Annotated in this window: 20 protein-coding genes and 1 pseudogene; 12 read left to right on the top strand and 9 right to left on the bottom strand. The window is 50.5% G+C overall.

Annotated features, from left to right (window positions below):
- Positions 1-146: 146 nt before the first annotated feature.
- From ACXAF9_RS12165 to lldD, 3 genes and pseudogenes are all read left to right on the top strand, one after another.
- A pseudogene (locus tag ACXAF9_RS12165) lies at positions 147-824 on the top strand (endonuclease/exonuclease/phosphatase family protein).
- 219 nt (positions 825-1043) lie between these two features.
- Positions 1044-2738, top strand: a complete 1695-nt coding sequence (locus tag ACXAF9_RS12160) for an L-lactate permease (protein WP_475074510.1) — start codon at positions 1044-1046, stop codon at positions 2736-2738.
- Between the two features lie 68 nt (positions 2739-2806).
- Complete coding sequence (gene lldD, locus ACXAF9_RS12155; protein ID WP_475074508.1) at positions 2807-3937, top strand: FMN-dependent L-lactate dehydrogenase LldD; 1131 nt, start codon at positions 2807-2809, stop codon at positions 3935-3937.
- 472 nt (positions 3938-4409) lie between these two features.
- On the opposite strand, the gene ACXAF9_RS12150 is transcribed toward lldD, so the two are convergent.
- From ACXAF9_RS12150 to ACXAF9_RS12140, 3 genes are all read right to left on the bottom strand, one after another.
- Positions 4410-5492: a TRAP transporter substrate-binding protein gene (locus tag ACXAF9_RS12150; protein ID WP_475074506.1), complete on the bottom strand. Its 1083-nt coding sequence runs from the start codon at positions 5490-5492 to the stop codon at positions 4410-4412.
- A gap of 123 nt (positions 5493-5615) precedes the next feature.
- Complete coding sequence (locus tag ACXAF9_RS12145; RefSeq protein ID WP_475074502.1) at positions 5616-5963, bottom strand: hypothetical protein; 348 nt, start codon at positions 5961-5963, stop codon at positions 5616-5618.
- Positions 5960-6394 (bottom strand): DUF2254 family protein, encoded by a 435-nt coding sequence (locus ACXAF9_RS12140; protein WP_475074498.1) that lies wholly within the window; start codon positions 6392-6394, stop codon positions 5960-5962. The genes ACXAF9_RS12145 and ACXAF9_RS12140 overlap by 4 nt, the downstream gene beginning before the upstream one ends.
- A gap of 153 nt (positions 6395-6547) precedes the next feature.
- On the opposite strand from ACXAF9_RS12140, the gene ACXAF9_RS12135 reads away from it, so the two are divergent.
- Complete coding sequence (locus ACXAF9_RS12135) at positions 6548-7426, top strand: SIS domain-containing protein (RefSeq protein ID WP_475074494.1); 879 nt, start codon at positions 6548-6550, stop codon at positions 7424-7426.
- A gap of 248 nt (positions 7427-7674) precedes the next feature.
- Positions 7675-7881: a PA3496 family putative envelope integrity protein gene (locus ACXAF9_RS12130; protein WP_475074490.1), complete on the top strand. Its 207-nt coding sequence runs from the start codon at positions 7675-7677 to the stop codon at positions 7879-7881.
- 60 nt (positions 7882-7941) lie between these two features.
- Here the strand turns inward: ACXAF9_RS12130 and ACXAF9_RS12125 are convergent, their stop codons facing one another.
- Positions 7942-9432 carry an FMN-binding glutamate synthase family protein gene (locus ACXAF9_RS12125; RefSeq protein ID WP_475074486.1) on the bottom strand — a complete coding sequence of 497 codons (1491 nt, stop codon included), beginning with the start codon at positions 9430-9432 and terminating at the stop codon, positions 7942-7944.
- 379 nt (positions 9433-9811) lie between these two features.
- Here ACXAF9_RS12125 and ACXAF9_RS12120 point away from each other — a divergent pair, with 379 nt between their 5' ends.
- The 3 genes from ACXAF9_RS12120 (at position 9812) to ACXAF9_RS12110 (ending at position 12791) form a co-directional block, all read left to right on the top strand.
- Positions 9812-10834, top strand: coding sequence for a substrate-binding domain-containing protein (locus ACXAF9_RS12120; protein WP_475074483.1), 1023 nt, complete (start codon positions 9812-9814; stop codon positions 10832-10834).
- Positions 10835-10904: 70 nt separating this feature from the next.
- Complete coding sequence (locus tag ACXAF9_RS12115; RefSeq protein WP_475074480.1) at positions 10905-11984, top strand: ABC transporter permease; 1080 nt, start codon at positions 10905-10907, stop codon at positions 11982-11984.
- Between the two features lie 12 nt (positions 11985-11996).
- The gene (locus ACXAF9_RS12110; RefSeq protein ID WP_475074478.1) at positions 11997-12791 is read left to right on the top strand and encodes an ATP-binding cassette domain-containing protein; all 795 of its coding nucleotides are present in this window, start codon (positions 11997-11999) and stop codon (positions 12789-12791) included.
- Between the two features lie 102 nt (positions 12792-12893).
- Here the strand turns inward: ACXAF9_RS12110 and ACXAF9_RS12105 are convergent, their stop codons facing one another.
- Entirely contained in the window at positions 12894-14717 is a 1824-nt protein-coding gene (locus tag ACXAF9_RS12105) for a flavin-containing monooxygenase (protein ID WP_475074476.1), read from the bottom strand.
- Between the two features lie 349 nt (positions 14718-15066).
- Here ACXAF9_RS12105 and ACXAF9_RS12100 point away from each other — a divergent pair, with 349 nt between their 5' ends.
- The 4 genes from ACXAF9_RS12100 (at position 15067) to ACXAF9_RS12085 (ending at position 19465) form a co-directional block, all read left to right on the top strand.
- Complete coding sequence (locus tag ACXAF9_RS12100; protein WP_475074474.1) at positions 15067-17037, top strand: sigma-54-dependent Fis family transcriptional regulator; 1971 nt, start codon at positions 15067-15069, stop codon at positions 17035-17037.
- A 56-nt stretch (positions 17038-17093) separates the two neighbouring features.
- Positions 17094-17939: a hypothetical protein gene (locus tag ACXAF9_RS12095; RefSeq protein ID WP_475074472.1), complete on the top strand. Its 846-nt coding sequence runs from the start codon at positions 17094-17096 to the stop codon at positions 17937-17939.
- A 133-nt stretch (positions 17940-18072) separates the two neighbouring features.
- Positions 18073-18966 (top strand): phosphodiester glycosidase family protein, encoded by an 894-nt coding sequence (locus ACXAF9_RS12090; RefSeq protein ID WP_475074469.1) that lies wholly within the window; start codon positions 18073-18075, stop codon positions 18964-18966.
- Entirely contained in the window at positions 18959-19465 is a 507-nt protein-coding gene (locus tag ACXAF9_RS12085) for a hypothetical protein (protein WP_475074465.1), read from the top strand. Before ACXAF9_RS12090 ends, ACXAF9_RS12085 begins: the two co-directional genes overlap by 8 nt.
- Positions 19466-19564: 99 nt before the next feature.
- On the opposite strand, the gene ACXAF9_RS12080 is transcribed toward ACXAF9_RS12085, so the two are convergent.
- From ACXAF9_RS12080 to ACXAF9_RS12065, 4 genes are all read right to left on the bottom strand, one after another.
- A complete protein-coding gene (locus ACXAF9_RS12080; protein WP_475074463.1) occupies positions 19565-20062 on the bottom strand; it encodes a hypothetical protein in 498 nt (165 codons plus the stop codon).
- Between the two features lie 18 nt (positions 20063-20080).
- Positions 20081-20542: a hypothetical protein gene (locus ACXAF9_RS12075; RefSeq protein WP_475074460.1), complete on the bottom strand. Its 462-nt coding sequence runs from the start codon at positions 20540-20542 to the stop codon at positions 20081-20083.
- Between the two features lie 75 nt (positions 20543-20617).
- The gene (locus tag ACXAF9_RS12070; protein WP_475074456.1) at positions 20618-21580 is read right to left on the bottom strand and encodes an ABC transporter substrate-binding protein; all 963 of its coding nucleotides are present in this window, start codon (positions 21578-21580) and stop codon (positions 20618-20620) included.
- The gene (locus ACXAF9_RS12065; protein ID WP_475074453.1) at positions 21577-24228 is read right to left on the bottom strand and encodes a PAS-domain containing protein; all 2652 of its coding nucleotides are present in this window, start codon (positions 24226-24228) and stop codon (positions 21577-21579) included. The genes ACXAF9_RS12070 and ACXAF9_RS12065 overlap by 4 nt, the downstream gene beginning before the upstream one ends.
- Position 24229 lies beyond the last annotated feature (1 nt).

Raw genomic sequence — 24229 nt, 5'->3', positions numbered from 1 at the left:
TGTATTTGATCGGGTTATTGGAAAGAAGAGAAATGAACGCACAGAGCCTGAGTTTGGTCCGTGGGTAAAGGGTGTTTTTCAGGGACGACTACTTATCGCTCTTAATCGTAAGCCTGATCGCCCTTGCGTGGCAGTTAAAATGGATCATGGAGTATTTGCCGATCTTCCCTAAAGAGGTCAAAAGCCTGACTTCAGAGGCGGGCGTGCCGATTAAGATCATGACCTCTAACGTGTTAATGACGAATCGCAATGCCAATAAGCTCTTGGAATTGGTACAACAATATCAGCCACATGTGCTCGTCACTTTGGAAACGGATCAATGGTGGGAAGACCAGCTCGCTAAGATTAACGCGCACTACCCTTACCGAGTCGCCTGCCCTTTGGATAACCTGTAAGGAATCCATCTCTATTCCCAGTGGCCGCTGCATCATCAACAAGTTAACTTTTTGGTTGAGGACGATAAGCCCTCAATCTTTGCTGAGCTAGAGACCCCCATTGGGGATCGTATTCGCTGTCATTTTCTGCATCCAGCACCCCCAAGCCCTTCCGAGAACGAGGCCTCAACCGAACGCGATGCAGAGCTGTTAGTTGTTGCCAAAGATCTGGCCGAGGATACCCGACCGATTCTGGTGACGGGGGATCTGAATGATGTGGCCTGGTCGCGCACGACACGGCATTTTCGTAAGATCAGCCGATTGCTCGACCCGCGCGTTGGGCGAGGTATGTTCAACACCTTTCATGCCGATTACTGGTGTTTCCGCTGGCCGCTGGGCCACCTGTTTCACAGTAAGCACTTTTACTCTCATCAGCGGGTCGCCGTCTGATCATCACACACGCTCAACCAATAATTGGTCATACCAATTAACAGATAGAAATTAAAGATCATACAACTGACGGGGCTTAGCGGTCTTTCACTATACCAAGGTATAACGTGGGTAGTTTGACAGGATGAGGCTACCTACCATACGCTGTCCAAACAACATTGTCAATTGGTCTTACCAATTTACCGTATCCGTTAAAAATAATTACAGGATGACATTTCTATGCCTTCAGGACTTTTAGCACTCCTGGCCTTTTCGCCTATTCTCTTGGCGGGACTTCTCTTGGTGGGGTTACGCTGGCCAGCAAAACGTGCAATGCCTTTGGTCTATCTAGTCAGTGCTGGAGTGGCACTGTTTGCTTGGGATATGAGCCTTAACCGCGTTCTGGCCTCGACACTGCAAGGTCTGATCGTAACCGTTAGCCTTTTATGGATCATTTTTGGCGCCATCTTCCTACTGAATACGCTGAAGCACTCGGGTGGCATTAAGGTGATCCGCGCCGGGTTCACCACCATCAGCCCTGACCGACGCATTCAAGCCATCATCATCGCGTGGCTCTTTGGCTGCTTTATCGAAGGCGCATCCGGTTTCGGTACGCCAGCGGCAATTGCAGCGCCATTACTGGTCGCCATCGGCTTCCCGACCACTGCCGCTGTGCTAATGGGCATGTTGGTGCAAAGCACACCCGTTTCGTTTGGCGCCGTGGGTACACCGATCATTGTCGGCGTGAACACAGGTCTTGATCATGCTGCCATCACTGAACAGTTGGTTGCGAATGGGTCTAACTGGGATACCTACCTGCAACTGATCACCAGCCAAGTGGCCATCATGCATGCCATCGTAGGTACAGTGATGCCGTTGATCATGGTCATCATGCTAGTGCGCTTCTTTGGTAAAGATCGTTCATGGAAAGCGGTGCTCGAAGTACTGCCGTTTGCGCTCTTTACCGGACTGTCTGTGACCATTCCTTACGTACTGACGGGTATTTTCTTAGGGCCTGAGTTCCCATCCTTGATTGGTGGTTTGGTTGGCCTTGCGATTGTGACCAGCGCTGCGCGCGCGGGCTTCTTAGTACCGAAAAAGACGTGGGACTTTGCCGATCGCAGCGAATGGCCAACGGATTGGGTGGGTCGAGTAGAGATCAAATTGGATGATCTAACCGCACGTCCAATGAGCGGTCTGCGCGCTTGGATGCCTTACGTTTTAGTGGGTGTTTTCTTAGTGGTCAGCCGTGTATTCCCAGAAGTCACAGCGGTGTTTAAATCCGTTTCGATCGGCTTTTCGGATCTATTGGGTGAAACCGGTGTGAATGCGGGCTTCCAACCCCTGTATCTGCCAGGGGGAATTTTGGTGATGGTGGTTCTGATCACCTTCTTCCTGCACCGCATGACCTTTAGCGAGCTTGGCAAAGCCGCAAAAGAATCGGGCAGTGTCTTGGTCAGCGCCGGATTCGTCTTGCTGTTTACCGTGCCGATGGTGCGTATCCTGATCAACTCAGGTGTTAACGCCGCTGACCTTCCGAGCATGCCCATCTTGATGGCGCGTTATGTGGCCGATAGCGTTGGAGGGATCTACCCACTGGTCGCACCGTCCATCGGTGCGCTGGGTGCCTTCTTGGCAGGCTCTAACACCGTATCCAACATGATGTTTAGCCAGTTCCAGTTTGGCGTTGCGACCAACCTAGGCTTATCAACCAGCTTGATGATTGCGGCGCAAGCGGTGGGCGCAGCCGCCGGTAATATGATCGCTATTCACAACGTGGTTGCGGCCTCCGCCACCGTCGGTTTACTGGGTCAAGAAGGAGCTACGCTTCGTCGAACCGTATGGCCAACGCTCTACTACGTTTTAATGACTGGTATTATCGCGCTAATCGCGGTCTATTTATTAGGCGTGGATGATCCACTCTTGACTCACTGATCCATGTAAAACCAAGGTCAGAGGTATCTCTGGCCTTCGCTGTTACCCAAACCGTAGGGATTATAACAATGATTATTTCGGCCTCCACCGACTATCGTGCTGCGGCAAAACGTCGCTTACCGCCGTTTCTATTTCATTACATCGACGGCGGCGCCTACGCCGAGCACACCCTTAAGCGCAATGTTGCCGATCTGAGCGACATCGCGTTACGCCAACGTGTGCTAAACGATATGTCACAGCTGAGTTTAGAGACTCAGCTTTTTGATGAATCCCTCTCGATGCCCGTGGCGCTGTCACCGGTTGGCTTAACCGGTATGTACGCCCGCCGAGGCGAAGTACAAGCCGCACGAGCGGCCGACAAGAAAGGCATTCCCTTTACGCTGTCGACCGTATCGGTTTGCCCCATCGAAGAGGTGGCACCGGCCATTAACCGCCCTATGTGGTTCCAGCTGTATGTTCTGAAAGACCGCGGGTTTATGCAAAATGCGCTGGAGCGTGCCAAAGCAGCTGGCGTTACCACCTTAGTGTTCACTGTGGACATGCCGGTACCGGGCGCCCGTTACCGCGATGCGCATTCTGGCATGAGTGGTCCGTACGCTGCGTCTCGTCGTATGCTTCAGGCGGTCACACACCCTCGCTGGGCGTGGGATGTTGGCCTACATGGTAAGCCGCATGACTTGGGTAACATCTCGGCGTATCGCGGTAACCCAACCGGCCTTGAAGATTACATTGGATGGCTGGGCGCTAACTTTGACCCATCCATCAGCTGGAAAGACCTCGAGTGGATCCGTAACTTCTGGGATGGCCCGATGGTGATCAAAGGGATTCTCGACCCGCAAGATGCTCGCGATGCGGTAAGCTTTGGCGCGGATGGGATCATCGTTTCAAACCACGGTGGTCGTCAGCTGGATGGCGTACTGTCAAGCGCACGCGCCCTGCCCGCCATAGCCGATGCCGTAAAAGGCGAGCTTAAGATTTTGGTGGATTCGGGCATCCGAACCGGCTTGGATGTTGTGCGTATGCTGGCACTCGGTGCCGACTGCACTATGCTCGGCCGAGCCTTCATCTACGCACTCGCGGCCGATGGCGAAGCCGGCGTTGCGAATCTGCTCGATTTGATCGAGAAAGAGATGCGTGTGGCGATGGTACTGACCGGCGCTAAAAACATCAGTGAGATTAATGCCAATTTACTTGTATAAACGTCAGCCATCACGTATGGGAACTTTCGAGGATTGAAAAGTTCTCATACGGTTGTTAGCATCGAGATGTGTAACATTCTCAGACAAGGATATGATCATCCCCTTAGCTCTCTTTTTTGGTGTAATTTCTTCTTACTTTGCTCAAACCGCGAAAATTGTCATCTACATAATCGGCGTATTTATCTATACTGCGCTCAGCGTTTTCTTACTTTCACCAATCGATAGTAATAATATTTTTCTAAGCTTTATTTTACCCATAGCTGTTTTTTCAATAGCGTATGGGTTATTTACTTTTAACATTAAACCTAAAATAGAAGCCTCTTTTCACTCTACCGCTCTTCGGCTACTCATATATACATTAGCCACTTTCGCGTTTTTGTTTTTTTTCGTGCTCATCATTGCGATTGTTTCTCCATGGTCATAAAAAAGAGCCTCATCAGAGGCTCTTTTCACGTCATAACCGATCTCTTATTTACGAGAGTGGGTTACGAGCATTCAAGTAGGCTTGTTCAGAGACTTGGTGCCACTTCTTCGCCTGGTCGCGGAATTTCACGAAAGAATCAAACACTTTCTTGGTGATCTCATCTTGCGCGGCTTCTTCTGCAACCACTTGGTCGGACAGTTCACGCAGTGTGTTCAGAACTTCGTCTGGGTAAGGGCGCAACTCGACGTTTTGCTCGTTAACCAGTTGCTCCAGCGCACGGTTGTTCTTCGCTGTGAAGTCCGCCAGCATATCTTGGTTGGCAATACGAATGGCCGAACGAACGATCACTTGAAGATCGGCCGGCAAAGACTCGAACGCTTCTTTGTTCATGAAGCATTCCAGCGTTGTGCCTGGCTCGTGCCAGCCTGGGTAATAATAGTATTTCGCGGCTTTGTGCAGACCAAATGCGAGGTCGTTGTAAGGGCCGACCCACTCAGTTGCATCGATCGCACCTGATTGCAACGATGGGAAGATCTCGCCACCTGGAAGCAACACTGGCGTACCACCGGCACGCTTGAGCACTTCACCGCCCAAGCCCGGAATACGCATTTTTAGGCCTTTCAGGTCATCGACGGAGTTGATCTCTTTGTTGAACCAACCGCCCATCTGAACGCCAGTATTACCCACAGCACCTGGGATCAGGTTAAACGGTGCGTATACCTCTTCCCACAGCTCCATACCACCACCGTGGTACAACCAGCTGTTCATCTCTTGTGCGGTCAGGCCAAACGGTACTGCTGCAAAGAATTGCGCTGCACGGCTTTTGCCTTTCCAGTAATACGCAGCACCGTGGCCCATTTCGGCCGTACCACGAGAGACAGCATCAAAGATTTCCAAAGCGCCAACCAACTCTTTGGCACCGTAGACTTTAACTTGGATTCGGCCGTTAGACATCTCACCGATCAGCTTAGCCAGGTAGTTTGCACCTGTACCTAAACCTGGGAAGTTTTTAGGCCATGTTGTGACCATCTTCCATTTAAACTCTGGAGCTGCTTGAGCTTGAGCGGACACCATTGCACCTGCAGCAACGGAGGCGGCACCGGCCCCTTTCAGAAATTGACGACGCTTCACAGATCTACTCCCTTTATTCTTTTAGTTAGCAAGGTTAGAAGAAAATAGCACGCAGAATACCCACCTGCAAAGAAACGCAACACTCTTCTGAATACGTACGTGTTACTACGCAGAGAATCGCACTTAAGCGCTCTGATCGTCTGAAAACAGCGACTTATGACAAGCGATCAGACGCTGTTGATCCGTCTCAAAGGTCAATATCGACAGTGCTCGCTCCAATGCTTCTTTAGCAAACTCAATTGCCGCCTCTTGGCAGACGCGATCGGGCATTTTTGATAGAGCAAACAGGGCTTTTTGTAAGCGAATGGCCACTTCAATCATGCCAGCACCATCACGTGAGACCGGCATAAAGGCCACATCAAATAAGGTTTTTGGCGATAACTCCGGAAGGTAGACCCGGTCATACTCGGTTTTATTTTGATCACACCCAGAGGCGCGCTCGGCCATCACCCGCACTAAGGTTTCAATCACATTGATCGCTGTGCCTGGGTCGCTGATCCCCGGTGAAAGCGCCCGCCCCCGCTATAGAACCCGGTGTTCAGGGCAACTAAGCCCACCAAACTGAACAGAAACGAGCCTAAAAACGTGGACAACGCATTTTGTGCTGTGGTGTCTTGGAGCAGCAGTTGAGTTGCACGAGGCGTAGCCGTGCTGGCCGCCGCATTAGTCGCCGATACCAAGGTACTGAGCGAGAAAGTCGTTACCGTCAGCATACTGGAGGCTAAGATGGTTAAAATCGAGCTGACCGTATTTTCGCTGATCAGCTCAGCAAAGCTGCTCGGCAAAAAGGGACCAGCTGCGGCGGCAATCATCACGATGGCAATGGAGATAAAACAAAACAGCGCCGCTCGGACCCATAAGCGTTGCGACCACTGTTTTATAAACCACCATGTTTTATTCATTACCGCATCCTTGTTAAAACTGACTAAGCTTATGACTGAGCTTATAAATTTACGTTCCTCACGTCATTGGGTTTTTGGTATCGGGTTAGGTGGTTTTCCCTTTCATTGATATACTGATGGCTTCCCGAAATCGGACCTTATTGGGACAGGCATTTGAATTCAGCCAACCTTCTAAAATCAATCACGGACGCACGCCCTAAACTGCGCAAGTCAGAGCAGAAAGTGGCAGATTTTGTCTTGGCTAATCCTAATGATGTGATTCATATGCGGATTGTTGACCTAGCGGCGCAAGCCCAAGTCAGCGAGCCAACGGTGGTTCGGTTTTGTCGGGCGCTTCATTACGACGGGTTTCAGGATTTTAAACTGACGCTGGCGCAAGGTTTGGCCAGCACTGCGCAGTTTGAGCAGTTCGCGATCGACTCCAAAGATACGGTTGCGGAGTTTAAGCAAAAGATCTGCGACTCCATGATCGGTAACCTGATCAACATTCGTGATCAACTCGACCCCGTCGCACTCGAGACCGCAATCGATGCCTTAGTCAAAGCCAAGCGTGTTGAATTCTACGGTTTTGGTGCCTCTGCGGCGGTATGTACCGACGCTCAACACAAATTTCACCGCCTTCAAGTGTCGGCGGCGGCCTATTCAGACCCTCACATGCAGACCATTTCGGCCGTATCGCTCACCGATAAGGACGTTGTGGTGGCCATTTCCCAAACGGGTCGTACTAAAGATCTGCTTCATACCAGCAAATTGGTGCAAGAAGCTGGGGCTACCGTTATTGCGTTGTGCCCAAGCTTTACCCCCTTGTCGGAATTAGCCGACATCGCCATTCACATCGATGTGGAAGAGGATAAAGACCTCAGTACCTTGATGTCATCGCGCGTTATGCATTTGATTGTCATCGATATTTTAGCCGTTGGTGTGGCGATGAAACTGGGACCTGTCCTGATCGATCACCTTAAAACCATCAAACGCAGCCTCAAAAACTTGCGACACAATGATAAGCGCTTACTAACCCGCCCCGGCTCGTAAGACGGCCGTTTATTCTCTGCTTAAGCTTTCGTTCAGCCCTTAAAAAGTAGCGTATTCTTGTCACATGAGTGTCATGGAAGGACATTAGCCTGTGAACATTGCTGATTCATCCACGTTGGGCGTACGCCCAAAGACTGGTTGAAAAACGCACAGCGATTGGTTACAAATTAACCGTTGTCTTCAGTGATGCCTCTGCTGGGACACCTTTCCCAGTCCGAGGTGGATAGGTATGAGAGAGGATACATCGCATGCTGAATGAAAAGATGGAACACCTGACAGATGGTCAGATCCAAGTGATCGATGCGTTGATCGGTTTCGAAGAAGAAACCAAGATCAAAAACAAGCAGGTCGCATCCCAACGTTTATTGGCAGCGCGCCGCGCCATTGAAGCGCACCGCGAACAAAAGCGCCTCGAGAAAGAAACCCTCGACGCTTGGCTAGACGACGACCTCTAGCACTGCCGCCGTAACATAGCTTATTAAGGCACGCCTGACAGTGTCAGGCGCGCTGCACACTTAGTTTTCTGGATAGATGATGTTCAGAGGCACTGAACGTCCCCCATCCAGAACCATGGCCGCATGATGGCGTTTGAGCTGTCGGGGCTCTGGCACCCCACACGAATGCGCAATCGTCTCTACTTCATGCACTAAGTTGTGATGATAATGTGCGACCCTCTCGGCCTTGTCGGCCGGAACTAAGCCGTGATTTAACTCTGGATTATGTGTCGTAATACCTGTTGGGCAGGTGTTTTTATTACACTGCAGCGCCTGAATGCACCCCAATGCGAACATAAAGCCACGCGCACTGACCACAAAATCCGCCCCGATGCAGATCGCCGCGGCGACATCGGTTGGGTTAATCATCTTGCCCGAGACAATCACCCGCATCCGCTCACGAAGGCCGTGTTGCATCAGCTTATTCACCAATAACGGCAAGCTCTCGCTGACGGGTAACCCCACACTGTCCATTAATGGCATCGGTGCGGCACCTGTGCCCCCATCGGCGCTGTCGAGCGTGATAAAGTCTGGCGCGTTTTCGGTACCGCGCTTAATGACCGCCTCGCAGAACGTATCCAACCAGTCCGTTGTGCCCAGTACCATTTTGAAGCCCACCGGTTTGCCGGTGACCTCGCGGATGTGACTTAAACGATCTAACAGATCATCAATCGAGGCGATGTCGGTATGGCGGTTTGGACTGATCGACGCCTCTCCGACTGGGATTCCGCGAATCGCCGCGACCTCCTCGTTCACTTTCTCTGCAGGTAAAATGCCGCCTTTACCGGGTTTTGCCCCTTGGCTGAGCTTCAGCTCGAACATCTTCACTTGTGGGTGAGCGGCTTTTTCACGCAGTTTGTCATCGGACAAACCACCCGTTGCATCGCGAACCCCGTATTTCGCGGTTCCGATTTGGAAAACGATGTCACACCCGCCCTCTAAGTGATACGGCGATAAGCCGCCTTCACCTGTGTTCATCCAACAACCGGCTTTTGCTGCCCCTTTGGATAAGGCTTGAACCGCCGGTTTTGACAACGCTCCGTAGCTCATGGCCGAGATATTAAAAAACGATGGCGCATCATATGGCTCGCGGCAGTATGGCCCAATGCGCATCGGTTGCGATGCCGCGGAGTCTTCCGACAGCGTTGGAAAAGGACAATTTAAGAAGTAATACGTCCCAGCGCGTCGAAGATCACGTGTTGAGCCAAAGGCTACGGTGTTATCAACGTTTTTTGCCGCCCTATACGCCCAACTGCGCTGTGCGCGGTTAAACGGCAGCTCTTCCCGGTCCATCGCAAAAAAGTACTGACGGAAAAACTCACCTAAATGTTCGAAAAGGTAGCGAAAACGGCCAATTAATGGGTAATTTCGCAAAATCGTTTTATGGGTTTGGCGTCGGTCGTTGCGGTACATGATCACGGCTGTGATCAAAAGACCAATAAATAGAATTAAAAACAGAATCCCGATGGTGGCGATGAAATTCACCGCAAATGAGGTCACCGTCTCGTTCACGTCTACTACTCCCTGTCGGCTCGCCCTCACCTTGGCCTTAAGCCAAAAGCGCATAGCGTGCTGGTTCTTGTCGGTTGGTGTGGTGCGCTTATTGATTTAAGTGTGTGCACACGCTGCGACTATACCACTGACAAGCTGAATGCCCTATGGCCGCCCATCCGGATGCAGTACCAATTGTTTCATTTGTTAACAAAGCTTGTTGGATTGGACATTTTTCATTAACCCGCAGCCTTTTTAATCAAGACTGAGCCCGCCTTGCGCAGTCCGTCGTCCACCATTGTGGGGGCTGAATCTGAACGTGATGTGTTGGCTCTCTAAACAACAAAAGACGAATCAACATTCAAAACATTCGACTACAACAATAACGGGAGTGTTTTCCATGAAATTCAAATCCGGCCTTTTAGCTTTGGCTATGTCTGCTGCTCTGGCAACGCCTATGGTGTCTGCTGATGACAAACCTGTGGTAGGTCTGATCACAAAAACCAACACCAACCCTTTCTTCGTGAAGATGCGCGAAGGTGCGAAAGATAAAGCCGATGAGCTGGGCGTAGATCTGCGCACGTTTGCCGGTAAGTTTGATGGAGACAATCAATCTCAGGTTCAAGCGATTGAAAACCTGATCGCCTCTGGCGCGAAAGGCATTCTGATCACCCCAAGCGACCCTGTTGCGATTGTTCCTGCCATTGACCGTGCGCGCGCTGAAGGCTTGCTGGTGATTGCTCTGGATACCCCATTAAGCCCTGCTGATGCGGCGGATGCGACCTTTGCCACCGACAACTACAAAGCCGGTGTGTACATCGGTCAGTGGGCGGCGAAAACCTTAGGCGATAAAGCCAAAGACGCCAAAATTGCGATGCTGGATCTGAACAGCAGCATGATTACCGTTGACGTTGCGCGCGACCAAGGTTTCCTTGAAGGCTTTGGCATCGACGTTAAAGACCCTAAGCGCATTGGTGATGAAGACGACCCACGTATTGTTGGCCACGATGTGACCAGCGGTGCGGAAGAAGGCGGCCGTCGCGCGATGGAAAACTTGCTGCAGAAAGAACCAGGCATCAACGTGGTTTACACCATCAATGAACCCGCCGCCGCCGGTGCTTATGAAGCGCTGAAAGCAGCAGGTCGACAAGACGACGTTCTGATTGTCTCTGTTGATGGTGGTTGCCCAGGTGTTGAGAACGTTCGCGATGGCGTGATCGGCGCAACCTCTATGCAATTCCCACTTCGCATGGCGTCTATGGGCGTGGATGCGATTCTGGAATACGCCAAAACCGGTAAGAAGCCATCTGCTTCTGAAGGTCTGGACTTCGTAAACACCGGTGTCGAACTGATCACCGATGCGCCGCAAGAAGGCATCGAGTCCAAATCCTCTAAAGACGGTCTGGATATGTGCTGGGGCTAAGCCTCGCATCGTCTGACTGAGCACCTCAGGCAGGGTTTCGGCCCTGCCTTGATCCTTTCGGGAGTTTTCCATGTCCAGCAGTTCAGCTACCCAAAAATCTCAGGCCGCTGAGCACGAGCTCATTGCATCAGCCGCCGACGGAAATTTTGCTTCGTTCGAGACTGAAAAGCTCTCGTTCGGCGAAAGAGCCCATCGATTTTTCCACCAACACCCAACCGCGGCACCGGCCATTGTTCTGTTTTTAGCCGTTGTTGCGTTCAGTTTTATCATTGGGGATCGCTTCCTGCACCCCTTTAACATGTCGCTGATTCTTCAGCAGGTCACCATCATCGGTATCTTGGGTATTGCCCAAACGCTGATCATCCTGACCGCCGGTATCGATCTGTCGGTGGGTGCGATTATGGTACTGACCTCGGTCGTGATGGGCCGAATGGCTGTCGACTTTGGCTTTCCACCCTTTGGTGCGCTGGGGATCGGTTTGTTTGCCGGTGCCGTGTGCGGCTGCATCAACGGCTTCCTAGTCACTAAGATTAAGCTGCCCCCGTTCATCGTTACCTTGGGCACGTGGAACATCTTTTTCGCCCTGAACCTTTGGTACTCCAAAAGCGAGACGATCCGCTCACAAGCGATTGATAACGCCGCGCCGTTGCTCCATTGGACAGGTCACACGATTGAGTTTCTGGGTGCCAAACTCAGCTACGGCTCACTGCTGATGTTGGCACTCTTTTTAATTGTTTGGTACGCCCTTAACTGGACCGCGTGGGGCCGCCATGTGTACGCCACAGGGGACGACCCAGCGGCGGCTCGCTTGGCCGGTATCCGTACCGATCGCATCCTGATGTCCGTGTATGTCGTGGCCGGCATCATCTGCGCCATCGGCGCATGGGCTCTGATTGGCCGTATCGGCTCGGTCAGCCCGCAAGCGGGCATGATGGCTAACCTCGACAGTATTACCGCGGTCGTAATCGGCGGCTGTAGTTTGTTTGGGGGTCGCGGCGCTATCTTCGGAACCCTCATCGGTGCCTTAGTGGTTGGCGTTTTCCGTAACGGTTTGGCATTGGCCGGTGTCGATGTCCTTTGGCAAGAGTTCACAGTGGGTTTATTGATCATCGTTGCGGTGGGCATGGACCAGTGGATTCGTAAAGCGTAAGGCAGGTGATTTATGAGCAACATTGAACACGTACTCGAAGCCCGAAGCCTGGTTAAGCGCTACGGACACGTAACCGCCGTCGATGGCGCGGACTTTGAACTGCGACGTGGCGAAATTCTAGCCGTCATTGGTGATAACGGTGCCGGTAAATCCTCACTGATTAAAGCGCTTTCAGGCGCACTGGTGCCCGACAGCGGTGAGATCTTACTCGACGGTAAAAAGATCAATTTCAAAAGCCCAATGGATGCCCGCAAACACGGCATCGAGACCGTTTATCAAAACTTAGCAGTATCCCCGTCGTTGGACATTGCCGACAACCTGTACCTTGGCCGCGAGCGTCTTCGCCCCGGCATTTTAGGCTCGGTGTTTCGCATGTTGGATCGCAAAGCGATGAACGAGGAAGCCAAAGCCAAGCTCAGCGAATTAGGCTTGTTAACCATCCAGAACATCAACCAAGCGGTTGAAACCCTCTCGGGTGGTCAACGCCAAGGGGTCGCGGTGGCCCGTGCGGCGGCGTTTGCAAAACACGTGGTCATCATGGATGAACCCACCGCTGCGCTTGGGGTGAAAGAGTCCCGACGCGTACTGAATTTGATCAAAGATGTACGTGATAAAGGCCTGTCTGTGGTGCTGATCAGCCACAACATGCCGCACGTGTTTGAAGTGGCGGATCGGATTCACATCCACCGCCTAGGTAAACGCATCGCCGTGGTGAAGCCAAGTACGCACTCCATGAACGATGCGGTTGCCATCATGACGGGCGCAATGGACCCGAACGAGCACCCTGCCGGGGCTTTTGCTCAGTAATCCATTGATCTCCCTTGCCTGATTGGGGTTTTGTCCTTAATCATTTTTTGGCTCTGCAAGCCTGTTTGGTCAGCTTTGCAGAGCCTTTTTCTTTAAGCCCCGCTAAGACAGATGGTGTACCTCCTGAAGGCCGTACACCGGAGTCTCCAGCCCCTCCATCCGCGCTTTTAATTGTAACGACAAATACTGCGAGTAATGCCGCGATTGGTGAAGGTTACCGCCGTGGAACCAGAGCGCTTCCTGCTGAGTGGGTTTCCACATGTTGCGAAGCTCCCCTTCCCATGGGCCTGGGTCTTTTGTCGTGTCTGACCCCATGCCCCAGCATTTACCCACTTTATCGGCCACCTCTTGCGAGATGATCTTGGCGGCCCAACCGTTCATCGAACCGAAGCCTGTCGCGTAGACGATCAAATCCGCTTCAAGCTCCGTGCCATCGGTCAGTACCACCGAGTGCGGTTTGATCTCCTCAATGGTTACGCCGCTTTTGAGCTTAATCTCACCATCGGCGATCAATTCGGATGCGCCCACATCAATGTAATAACCCGAAGCTCTTCTAAGATATTTCATAAAGAGACCCGATCCATCATCCCCAAAATCCAACAAGAACCCGGCTTTTTTCAGACGATCGTAAAATTCGGCGTCTTGTTCGGCCACCGCTTCATACAACGGAATGTGGAAATCCGGCATGATCTTAAACGGGATGGAGGCAAAGGTGAGATCCGCCTTGTAGGTCGTTATCCCATTTTGAACGGCCTCTTCGGAATACAAACCACCCAGTACCTTATCCATTAGCGAGTCGGATTTGATGATATGCGTTGAAGAGCGCTGAATCATGGTGACATCGGCGCCGTTCTCCCACAAAGCAGCGCAGATGTCGTGCGCTGAGTTATTACCGCCCAGCACCACGCACTTTTTACCACGATAGGCTTCACCGCCTGGGTGCTGACTGGAGTGATGCTGCTCACCTTGGAAGGTTTCCATCCCTTTAAGGGTCGGCACATTCGGCATCCCTGACATCCCTGTGGCAAGTACCAACTGTTTAGGGCGCAGTACTAACTCCTCGCCGTTGCGATTCACATGCACGACCCATTCTTTCGCGCTCTCATCGTAGTGCGCGCTCTCGCAGGTGGTGGAGCTCCAGTAATTCAGCTCCATGATATTGGTGTACATCTCCAGCCAGTCGCCAATTTTGTCTTTCGGGGCGAAGACTGGCCAATGATCCGGAAATGGAATGTACGGCATGTGGTCGTACCAAACCGGGTCGTGCAGGCAGAGGGACTTATAACGTTTACGCCACGCATCGCCTGGGCGTTCGTGTTTATCGATGATCAGCGTTGGGACTTCTAACTGGCGCAATCGCGCGCCTAAACCTATCCCGCCTTGACCACCGCCGATGACGAGGCAGTAAGGTTGCTCGGAGTACCCAAGGGTGGCCTCTTCCTCTTTACGTTGCTCAAGCCATGTTTTGCGATGCTTATTCGCACCGTGCTCAGCGCCTTTCGGGCGCAGGTAGTTTTTCTTTTCGGGGAAGTCCTTAAGCTCCACCAAGGTGGTCAGCAGGGTCCACGCTTTGCCATCGCGTAAGCGCAGATGTCCACGGCCCCGCCCTTCGGCGGTTTCGAAGGTGATCCACGCATCAATAACGCCATCGTTTTCATTGGCGGATTCATCCAACTGCCAATTCGAAGGTTTGGCGTTTGGTACGGTCGCTTGGATCATTGAGCGGATCTCATCCTGCCCCTCCATGGTTTTTAAATTCCATGTAAAAGCGACAAGATCACGCCAAAAACCTTCTTTTTCGAACAGTTCGGCGGCACGTTCGGGTTGATTGGAGGCAAGGCACTCTTCAAAACCACTGAGCCAATTGACCACGGCGGTGTCGGTTGCAGAGAGTGGCGTTGGTACGGATGTATTGATCTTATTCATCAAGATCTCCTTTGCGGGTCTGTTATTTTTATTCGTCGCGTATCGGAACACGCCCGATAACAGGATCAGAGCAACGCGTATGCCAACGACCAAAGTTGCATCACAAGCTCATCCACAACCCATTGATCTAATGGGATTTTACAAATAGATCATCAACTTAACGCACTGAATCCAGCAACGAATAAAACCGTTACACCTGATACAGACCTGTAACGCAAAGCTTACTCCCGTGTTACACCTGTAACGCCCTGTGTTGGATGAAAAACAGACAGATGACAAACCCAAACGCCTGTGTTTAGACTGGAGGCATCGGATAAAAATAATAGATACCGATTAAAAAGGACTTCTCATGACAGAGCTTCAGCGCCAGCGTCATCACGTGGATTCGATCCTCCATTTTGTGGAGGCCGTGCAACACAGCCCAACCTTACCCAAAAGCGTTATTGGGCGCTCTTGGCACCGATGTTTAACCGATTACGGTTTGGACCCTTCCCAGCCAAGACCGGCCCGCATCGTGACGCATCAAACCCTTAAAGAGCATCAAGGCGGTGTGGATGAGTTTCTCAACGTTGCCCGCGCCGGTGTTGAGCAGCTGTACCAGCACATAGCGCACTTTGGTTATGTCCTATTATTGACGGATCACCGCGGCATTACCGTTCAATACTTAGGTGATCGACACAACGACCGCCCCTTGCGAAAAGCCGGCCTCTACCTTGGCGCAGATTGGAGCGAGCGCTACGCAGGCACCTGTGCGGTCGGCACCTGTATTCAAGAGCAAGCGGCCCTAACGTGTCATCAGATTGATCATTTTGATGCGAGTCACATCAACTTAACCTGCACCGCCGCACCGATCCGCGACCCTGACGGCAATCTGTTAGCCGTACTCGATATTTCGGCGTTGCGATCCTCGGTGGATAGGGACAGCCAGCAGTTTGCACTGCACCTAACCGAGCTGTACGCCCAAATGATCGAAGATGCGTACTTTTTAAGACGATACCGCCACGCGCATGTATTTCGGGCAGGCCCCTCGCGGGAGTTTGTTCAAGTGAATGGGCAGTGGCTCGTGGCGTTAGATGAAGAGGGCCGCATCTTGGCGGCCAACACCTTGGCCAGACGGTTTTTAACCGATAACACCACCACGCCTACCGCCTTAAAAGGGAGCTTTCTGCATGAGCGTCTTGATTGCGAATGGCAAGATCTACTCAGTATTCAACGTTTACAAAAAGACGGTGTACAAGCTTTTCGTGCCACCGGACTCAATCAGCCTATATTTGGCAGCTTGATTGAACCTAAAAAGCGCCCTCACACACAAGAACCGACCAAGGAAGAGGCGATTGCCCAACTGGATACCTTGGCCTGCGATGATCCATCCATGCGCCGCACACTGACCTTGGCAAAACGCTTACGCAATCGGGATGTTAGCTTATTAATACTAGGAGAGACCGGCACAGGCAAAGAGCTGCTGTCCCGTGCCATTCACGATACTAGCCTTCGGGCAGAGCGTCCCTTTATAGCGGTCAATTGCGCTGCCATCCCGGAATCCTTAATTGAAAGCGAGCTCTTTGGTTACGCACCCGGCACCTTTACTGGTGGGCGCGCCAAAGGAGCAAAGGGCTTAATCGAGCAAGCCGATGGCGGGACTCTGTTTTTGGATGAGATTGGCGATATGCCGCTGCATCTGCAAACGCGCTTATTGCGTGTGCTGGCTGAAGGTGAGGTTGTCCCCCTTGGCAGTCGGGTAGCGGTAAAAGTGGATTGTCGAGTGATTGCGGCCACCCATTGCGATTTACACGCCTTGATAGAAACCGGGCATTTCCGCTCGGATCTTTTTTACCGCTTAAACGGCGCCACTCTGAAACTCCCCGCCCTTCGACACCGCGCGGACAAACAGTATGTGATCAACACCGTATTGGCTCAGATTGTAAAGCGCACCGGCAACCGCACACTGCACCTTCGAGGCGATGCCATGAGCGCTTTGCTGGCGTATCAATGGCCTGGAAATATACGCCAACTGGTTAATGCCCTAAGCTTTGCCGAAGCCACCTGCGATGGCATCGAAATCACGGTGCAAGATCTACCGGACGAATGCCAACCTTATGGCCCTATGCCCCCAGAACATCAAGCCGAAAAAAGCATCGATCAAACCGAGCAACACAGCGAACCTTTAGGCAACGAGTTTACTCAGCTACAAAGCGCCTTACGCCAATGCGATGGGAATGTGAGTGAAGCCGCGCGCTTACTCAATGTCTCCAGACCCACGGTGTATCGATGGATCCGGAAATACGGGATAGAACAAGCGTCGAATCGGTATTGGGTGTGAACAGGATATAGCTTATAGTCTTTAACTACTACAATTGCGTATGAGAATTATAGCTAATGGAAAAAATTAATCTACCAAGCATAAATGAACTAGAAGACATTAGAAATTCAATTTTTAAATCTAACGACACTACTTATGTAAAAGAACAAATACAAAAATTGGTGGAATATAATAGCAAGATCCTTTTAAACTTTCCTATAAATGGTGATTTCCAATTATGGAGAGGAAGAAGTGATAAAGAATGTGGTTTAGAGGGATACAATAACTTTCGTGACCTTCATATCCCCCCGACAGATGTATTAAAGGTACCTAATAGGTATAACCAACCTAATAAGCAAATGCTATACACTGCATACAATCACCATATAGCATTAGCCGAAATCAATGCTCAGCCAGGTCAATATGCACATCTTATTAAGTATAAGATAAAGCATGAAAACCAATTAGAAAGTTTCGTTTTAGGAGAATATAGCAATCTCCACGGAAAAGGAAAAACCAATTTATTCAATAAAGATACAAACAAAAAATTAAATGAAATATACTTAAAACTAATGAAAACACAAGACATAGAAATAAGCCTCATTTATTTAGACAAATTATTAAGCAGCATCATGAATTATAGCTACTCAGAAAGCGACACTATAAAATATTTACACACCAACGCACTAATAGAATCAATAATGAAATATAAACCCAATATAAATTGCATAGTCTATCCAAGCTCTGCTTTTGACGGCGGGATAAATTTTGCATTAGATAAAAATGCCGCCGACAATATAATAGAACCTCAAGAAACTGTGTTAGTAAAAGTAAAAAACAAGTTCAGTTTCAACTTATATGATATTGATATAGTTAGACGTTCATATGAATTTTCAAAAACAGGTGATATTATTTGGTCTTAATAAAAAACGACAAAATTACTATGCATACATCTATTTTAGTGAGACATTTACTGCATATTGGTTTTATGATAGATTATCGATCATCTACAGGATGTAGGTGACAATTAAAGTGTAATAGTTCAAGGAGAAGAACATGTCTAAGTCTTTAAGTAGTGCTATCCATATCAGCTTAGATGATCCTAAACTTTGGTCAAAAATTGTAGCTGCTTCAAGTGACAAAAAAGTAGGTTTCTTTCGAGCATCTTTATCATCAGGTGGACCTTTATATATTCTTTCCATGAACCAAGGAGTTTCAATGGAACCTTTCCTTCGTTCACAAGGAGAGCTGTTCATGGAATCATCCGTAAATGCTTATAAAGATAGCCGTTATGACATCATTATCAATGGCCCAACTTATTCTTTAACAAATGCAGGAAAAGTTGATGCTCTTATGGGTAGCGATCCTGTAGATATCGATGATGTTATACAACAGGGCAGGATTGTAAGAAAGAAAAAAGTCATCGCTGGCCAAACGTCAAATATGTATTTTATTGCTAATTATAAAGATCGAGACATTAAATATGTATTCGGAAAAGGTTTTGCACCCACAGACGCTGACTCAGCGATTGGTAACGCAGGGCCGCTAATCATCAATAATTTAAAATTTGGTGATTTTAATGTTTACAATCCCGAACAAGACGCAGCCCCTGAAAAAGGCGAGCCAGCTATAAAATTCCAAAAATACTTAGTCCAGAGAAGCAATAGTCGATTTTCATCCATGTTAGGTTTGCCTGATCCTGTAGGGAAAATAGCTATTGGGTTTAACAAAAAAAACCGCACACTCTGTATAATAATACAACCTAACGGCAGTAGCGGAATCAATATCTTCGGTTTCAGAACAATCATGTCCAATCTTAACTTAGACTCTGCTATTTATTTAGATGGAAGTGACTCTGTTAGTTTAATTTTAGATGGAAAGGTACTTATCGAACCAGGTTCTAATAAAAATGAAACCAACATTACAGGAATTGGATTTCGGTATGAATAAAATACTTACTATCATCTATGTTCTATTGATAGCTTTTATTTTCCACAGCAATATGGACAAGGTATTGCCCGACTTTTCATTACTGGATACTAATTTTTCCAGTAACACTTACTTGCAAGTAGCAATAATAGCCTTGGCACTTTTTTTATGTATAACCAATATGAAAAAAAAAGCCATATCAATTTACTTAGCTCAAGCATTTCTAATTTTATTATCGTTAACAACACTCTACAGCGTGAAAATTTCTACAAACAGCCTTTCAATCAGTCAGTCCTTTGCAGGGTTTGAGTATAGATCTTGGGCTTTTCATGAAGTGAACACTGTAACGTCAGACATCCGTAAGATATCGATGACATCGCACAGCGGGGAAACCGTATCATTGACTCCCCCTCTATTCTCTATATGGCTGGATAAAGAAGTACTTTGGGCAAATCTGAAAGAATTGGGAAATTGTGTGGATAATACATGCACCCAAATTGAGGTACCCGACAGCCCATAGCCACCTCACCTGTAATCCAAAAGTGGAGATCTTACGATCTCCACGCTTAGTTGCACCGCAAGGAAATACGGTTTTAACGGCGGCAAATCGATATTGGGTTTAGCGGCACCGTTCTTGTTGCTCTGAGACAAACTGTTCCCAAGTAGGCAGTAAATTTGCCTCTCGTGCCAGTTCCAAGCACGATGCATAATCTTGCTCTGAATCACTCAAACAAGCTCGACTCTTTCGCGCATCGGAGCTGAACCATTCACTGTCCAGAAACTTCCGCACAACATTAAGGTAGAAAGGATCCAACTCTGAGGGGTCATTTTCAGCTATGGCTTGAAACGACAGAATGAACGTTAAGCGAAGGTGCTCAAAGGTATCTTGCGGATGGTCAGTGGGTCGAAAAGACCTTGTAATCAAACCGCCCGCGACCTCTGCTAACGCATCAGGGTCCTTGGACTCTATATAGGGCCATGCAAGACACCAAGCTTTAGACATGTCGCCCTTATTCACTTCTGCAAGTATGCGTTCTTGACTCTCATCCCAACTGAGTGTTCCGGCATAACTTACACTGGAAAGAGCAAGCGCGACGAACATTACGATTTTTCTCATGCCGTTAAGCTCACTTAATTATTCAACAAATGACTTAACCGAGGACGGCTTTTGAGCCTCATCTTTTGATGCTTCAATTGACGGTTTCTCTGAAGCGGAAGGCTCTTGAATCGGCTTAAAGAAGACCTTCGTTAGGTTAGTGCCAAATTGGAACACGAACCAAGGCAAGCTGAACAACAAGCCCACTCCGCGAGTGAACAGGTGCAATCCGTAGAAAACGATCAACACCATGATGCCAATCTGCAATTCTGCCGGTGTGGAAAACCGCAAGGTCACCACATCCCCATCCAGAAGGCTACGAAAGTAATCCACCAGCTGAGATAACACGTTACCCGCGTACGCTAGTTGCTCTTCTGATTTAAAAAACAGGTAGATCAGGAATATGGCATACGCCACGATGCCGATGGCCGCTAATTGGCATAAGAAACCAATAAAAACAGCCAGGTGTCTAAACCAATTGGGGTACGTTAACGGCTTCATTGCCTACCTCTTATCATCCATTGATATTTTTTCGGGTGTGTTTTCTACCACACAGGCCGTGCGGAATCTAGCGATTTACCAAACCCCACTCTCCAATACCTCCAAGGCGTTCTCTGGCGTGATGAGTCGTGCTGGAATGCGGATCTCGGTGTGTTGTAGGGGTGGCTCAATCATCAGCTTTACACCGGCCTCAACAGCTAATTTTGCCATCAGGCTTGGGGATTGAGTCGCGGTGGCGGCGATTAGGGAGTCTTGGCTTTGCATTCGCTGCACCACTGAGGGTGCGCCATCAATGCTGACGATCACAAATTCATCGCGCCCGGCCTGTCGTGCAGCCATTTCGGCGCCGATGGCGGCTGGGTCGTTGATGGTAAAGACCCCATCAATGTGCGGAAACTCCATCAAGAGATGAGTCATCATCTCAAGTCCGCCTTCGCGTGAGCCGCCGCTGTTTCGATCGGTTGAGATGATCTCGATCTCTGGATAGTTCGCCAGCACCCGTTTGCACCCTTCCACCCGCTCAATTATGGAAGACACCGGCGGGCCATTCAGGATCACCACCTGCCCTTTGCCGTTTAAACGCTGGGCCAGATGTTCGCAGGCGATCTCGCCGGCTTGAGGGTTGTCGGTGGTGACGGTCGCATCCGCGCCTTTGGCGTTGACATCCACGGCGATCACCTTGATACCCGCTTGGTGCGCCTTGTCGATAGCCGATTCAAACGCATCGAACACCGCCGCCGACATCAAGATCAGATCCACCCGCTGTTGAATAAACTGCTCCAATTGATGAGTTTGGCGCTCCACATCATAGGCGCTGGACACCAACACCACCTCGGCCCCAGCACCCGCCAGTTCTGTGGCTTTGGCTTGTGCGCCGTGCCCAATGAAGGAGAAATAGGGGTTACTTAAGTCAGACACCGAGACACCTATCTTTAACTCGTCCAGCTTGAGCGGATCCGCAGCGGGGGTTTCGGCAAAGGCCATGGAGGAGCCAACCAAGGCCGCGATCAGAGTAAGCCTGTGGATAAGTGGTGTCATGAGATCGCTCCTTGAGGTGGCGGTAAGATCGCGCTCAGCATCTGGGCGAGCGCTTCGCGGGTGTAGGGTTTGGCCAGTATGCGCTGATCCGCCACACCGTACTGCTGAATCAACTGCTGTTGCTGCAAACCCGAGGTAAAAAGTACGGGGATGGATGGGTCGATCTGATGCACCGCATCGGCCAGCTCCACGCCGTTCATCGCATTGCCTAGGTTGATGTCAGTAAAGATCAGATCGATGGGGTGTTGCTCTTTAAAGGCCGCCAGCGCTTCGTTTGGGTGTCCGGTTGCGATGACGCGATAGCCGAGGGAATCCAACAAAGCCTCGGCACTGAGTCGAACTTGAGGGTCATCTTCCACCAGTAAGATCGTCTCGCCATGTCCTTTGAGTTGCTCGCCACTCAGTCGCGGCACGGATTGGGTTTGATCTGGCGCGGCAACGGTGGGCAGTAGCACTTGTATCTCGGTGCCCTGCCCTTCGGTGCTGTGGATTTTAATGTCCCCTTGGGATTGCTTCACAAAGCCGTACACCATGCTAAGGCCAAGGCCACTGCCCTCACCGATCTGCTTGGTCGTAAAAAACGGTTCAAAAACACGTCGCAGCAAGGTTTCGGGGATGCCACATCCGGTATCACACACATGGATGCAAACCACATCGGTAATCACGCCGTTTAACGGATAAGAAGGCAGCGCTTCGGTCTTAAAGCGTAAGGTGCCGCCCGATTGCATGGCGGCGGAGCTATTAATCGCAAGATTGAGCAGCGCGTTCTCCAACTGCCCTGGGTCCACCGATACCCATGCGTGATTCGCATCAAGCGCCAAATCGAGCGTGATGGAGGGATCAATACTGTATTCGACCAGATCCATCATGCCTTCGATAAGGCCATCCACATCGGTAACTTCCGGTTGCAGATGCTGCTTGCGCGAGAACGCCAGCAATCGCTGGGTTAAGGCTTTACCGCGCTCTGATGCGGATAGGGCACGCTGCGCGTACTTAAAGGCTTTGCCTTGATGGTCCAAGGTGTCTTCAAGCAGTTGTAAGTTACCAAAAATCGCCGCCAACAGGTTGTTAAAGTCGTGCGCGACGCCCCCTGTTAACTGGCCTAATACTTCCATTTTTTGCGATTGGCGAAGCTGGGCTTCGATGGTTTTACGCTCGGTCAGGTCACTGTACAGGGTCACAAAACCGCCATCCGGCATCGGGTTTGAACGAAACTCCACCACCCGGCCGTTAGGGAAGCGTCGCTCAAAACGCTGCGTTTGAACCTTACGCCGCTGGTTTACCTCGTCCCGATCCAGTGCCATGCCATCGAGCGCCCAGCTGTCTTGCGCCTCAATTGATAACTGCGAGTGGATCGTTTCCATCGTCATCCCTTTGTGGATATCGCTCTCTCGCAACTCCAGCAAGGACACGTACTGCGGGTTCCACGCCACTAAACGGTTGTGCGCATCAAACACACTGAGGCCATCGTTCATGTTATCGAAGATGGTTTCAAGCAGGCGGGATTGCTCCTTGAGGTTATGGCTGATCCGATCAATCTCGACCGCATTGTTACGAAACACCGCGAACGCCCGCGCCAACGCGCCAATCTCATCGCTACGTTCAATCGCAGGCATCGGCAGAGACTTCTCGCCTTCGGCCAATCGAGTCATCACGGATGTGACTTGCCCAAGCTGATGGGACAGCTCGCGTACCACCCAAATACCGCCCAGTGCGGCCATTAAGCAGAGTATCGCGATGATCAACATGCCGGTTTTACCCGACTGCACCGCAAGCCCCACGCGGTCACTTTGTTGCGCGGTTTGCTCCTGAACGCGATCGACAAAGCGTTTTACTTCGGCACTTAGCTGTTCAGAGATCGCACGGGTCGAGGCCAGCAAAAACGCCCGACGATGCTGCAACGCTAATTGATCATGGCGAAGCTCGTATACGTTACGGGGCGAGACACCAATCGCTTGAAACTCACTGAGCAACGGCGCTAACTGCGAGGGCAACGGGGAGAGGTCAAACGTAGCTTCTTCGCCCATCTGATCAAGCGCATGCGCGAACGTGGATTGCAGCAAGGTGAGTCGATCCATGTCCGGCTGTTCAGACGCCGTGCTTAATTGGTCGAGCATCAACAAGAGCCGTGTGATGGTCGCCGGAGCTAAATCCTCGGTCATCCGCCCTTCGCGGATACGCTCTTTCAAGAGATCCAACCGGTAGTCGATCTGGCGAAGATCTTCCTTGAGCAACAGGTGCTCACGCGTGAGATCGATCAACTCCGAGATCGTCGTATCCAATCGGCTTAACAAAGTACGCAGCTGGGGCGCGGCTTTATCAAGATCCGGGATATCCTTAGCCATCGCCAGCACCGTTTGGATCTTATCCTCCAAGGTGTTGTTCAGCGATTTCAGCATGGATGGACTGGTGGTGTTCGCCACATAGGGCGCAACAGCAGCCAGGTTTGCGGTGCGCTCGGCCAGTGCTAAGGAGCGCGAGATATTGGGCAGCGCCTCGCGCTCAAACTCGCTAAGAGCACGACCGGTGTTGGTCAGGCCAAGCCAGCCGACCACCGCAAGGCCGGTGGCCGAGACGGTTAGAATGATAAAGGCTAGCAGCAGCCGGGTTCTGGCCTGTAGTTTTTGAAACGTCCAGAACCTTGGCATG

Source organism: Neptunomonas sp. ABH4_499 (assembly GCF_056160565.1).
The sequence above is the reverse complement of the archived record's forward strand: the minus strand, read 5'-3'. Positions and strand labels throughout refer to the sequence as shown.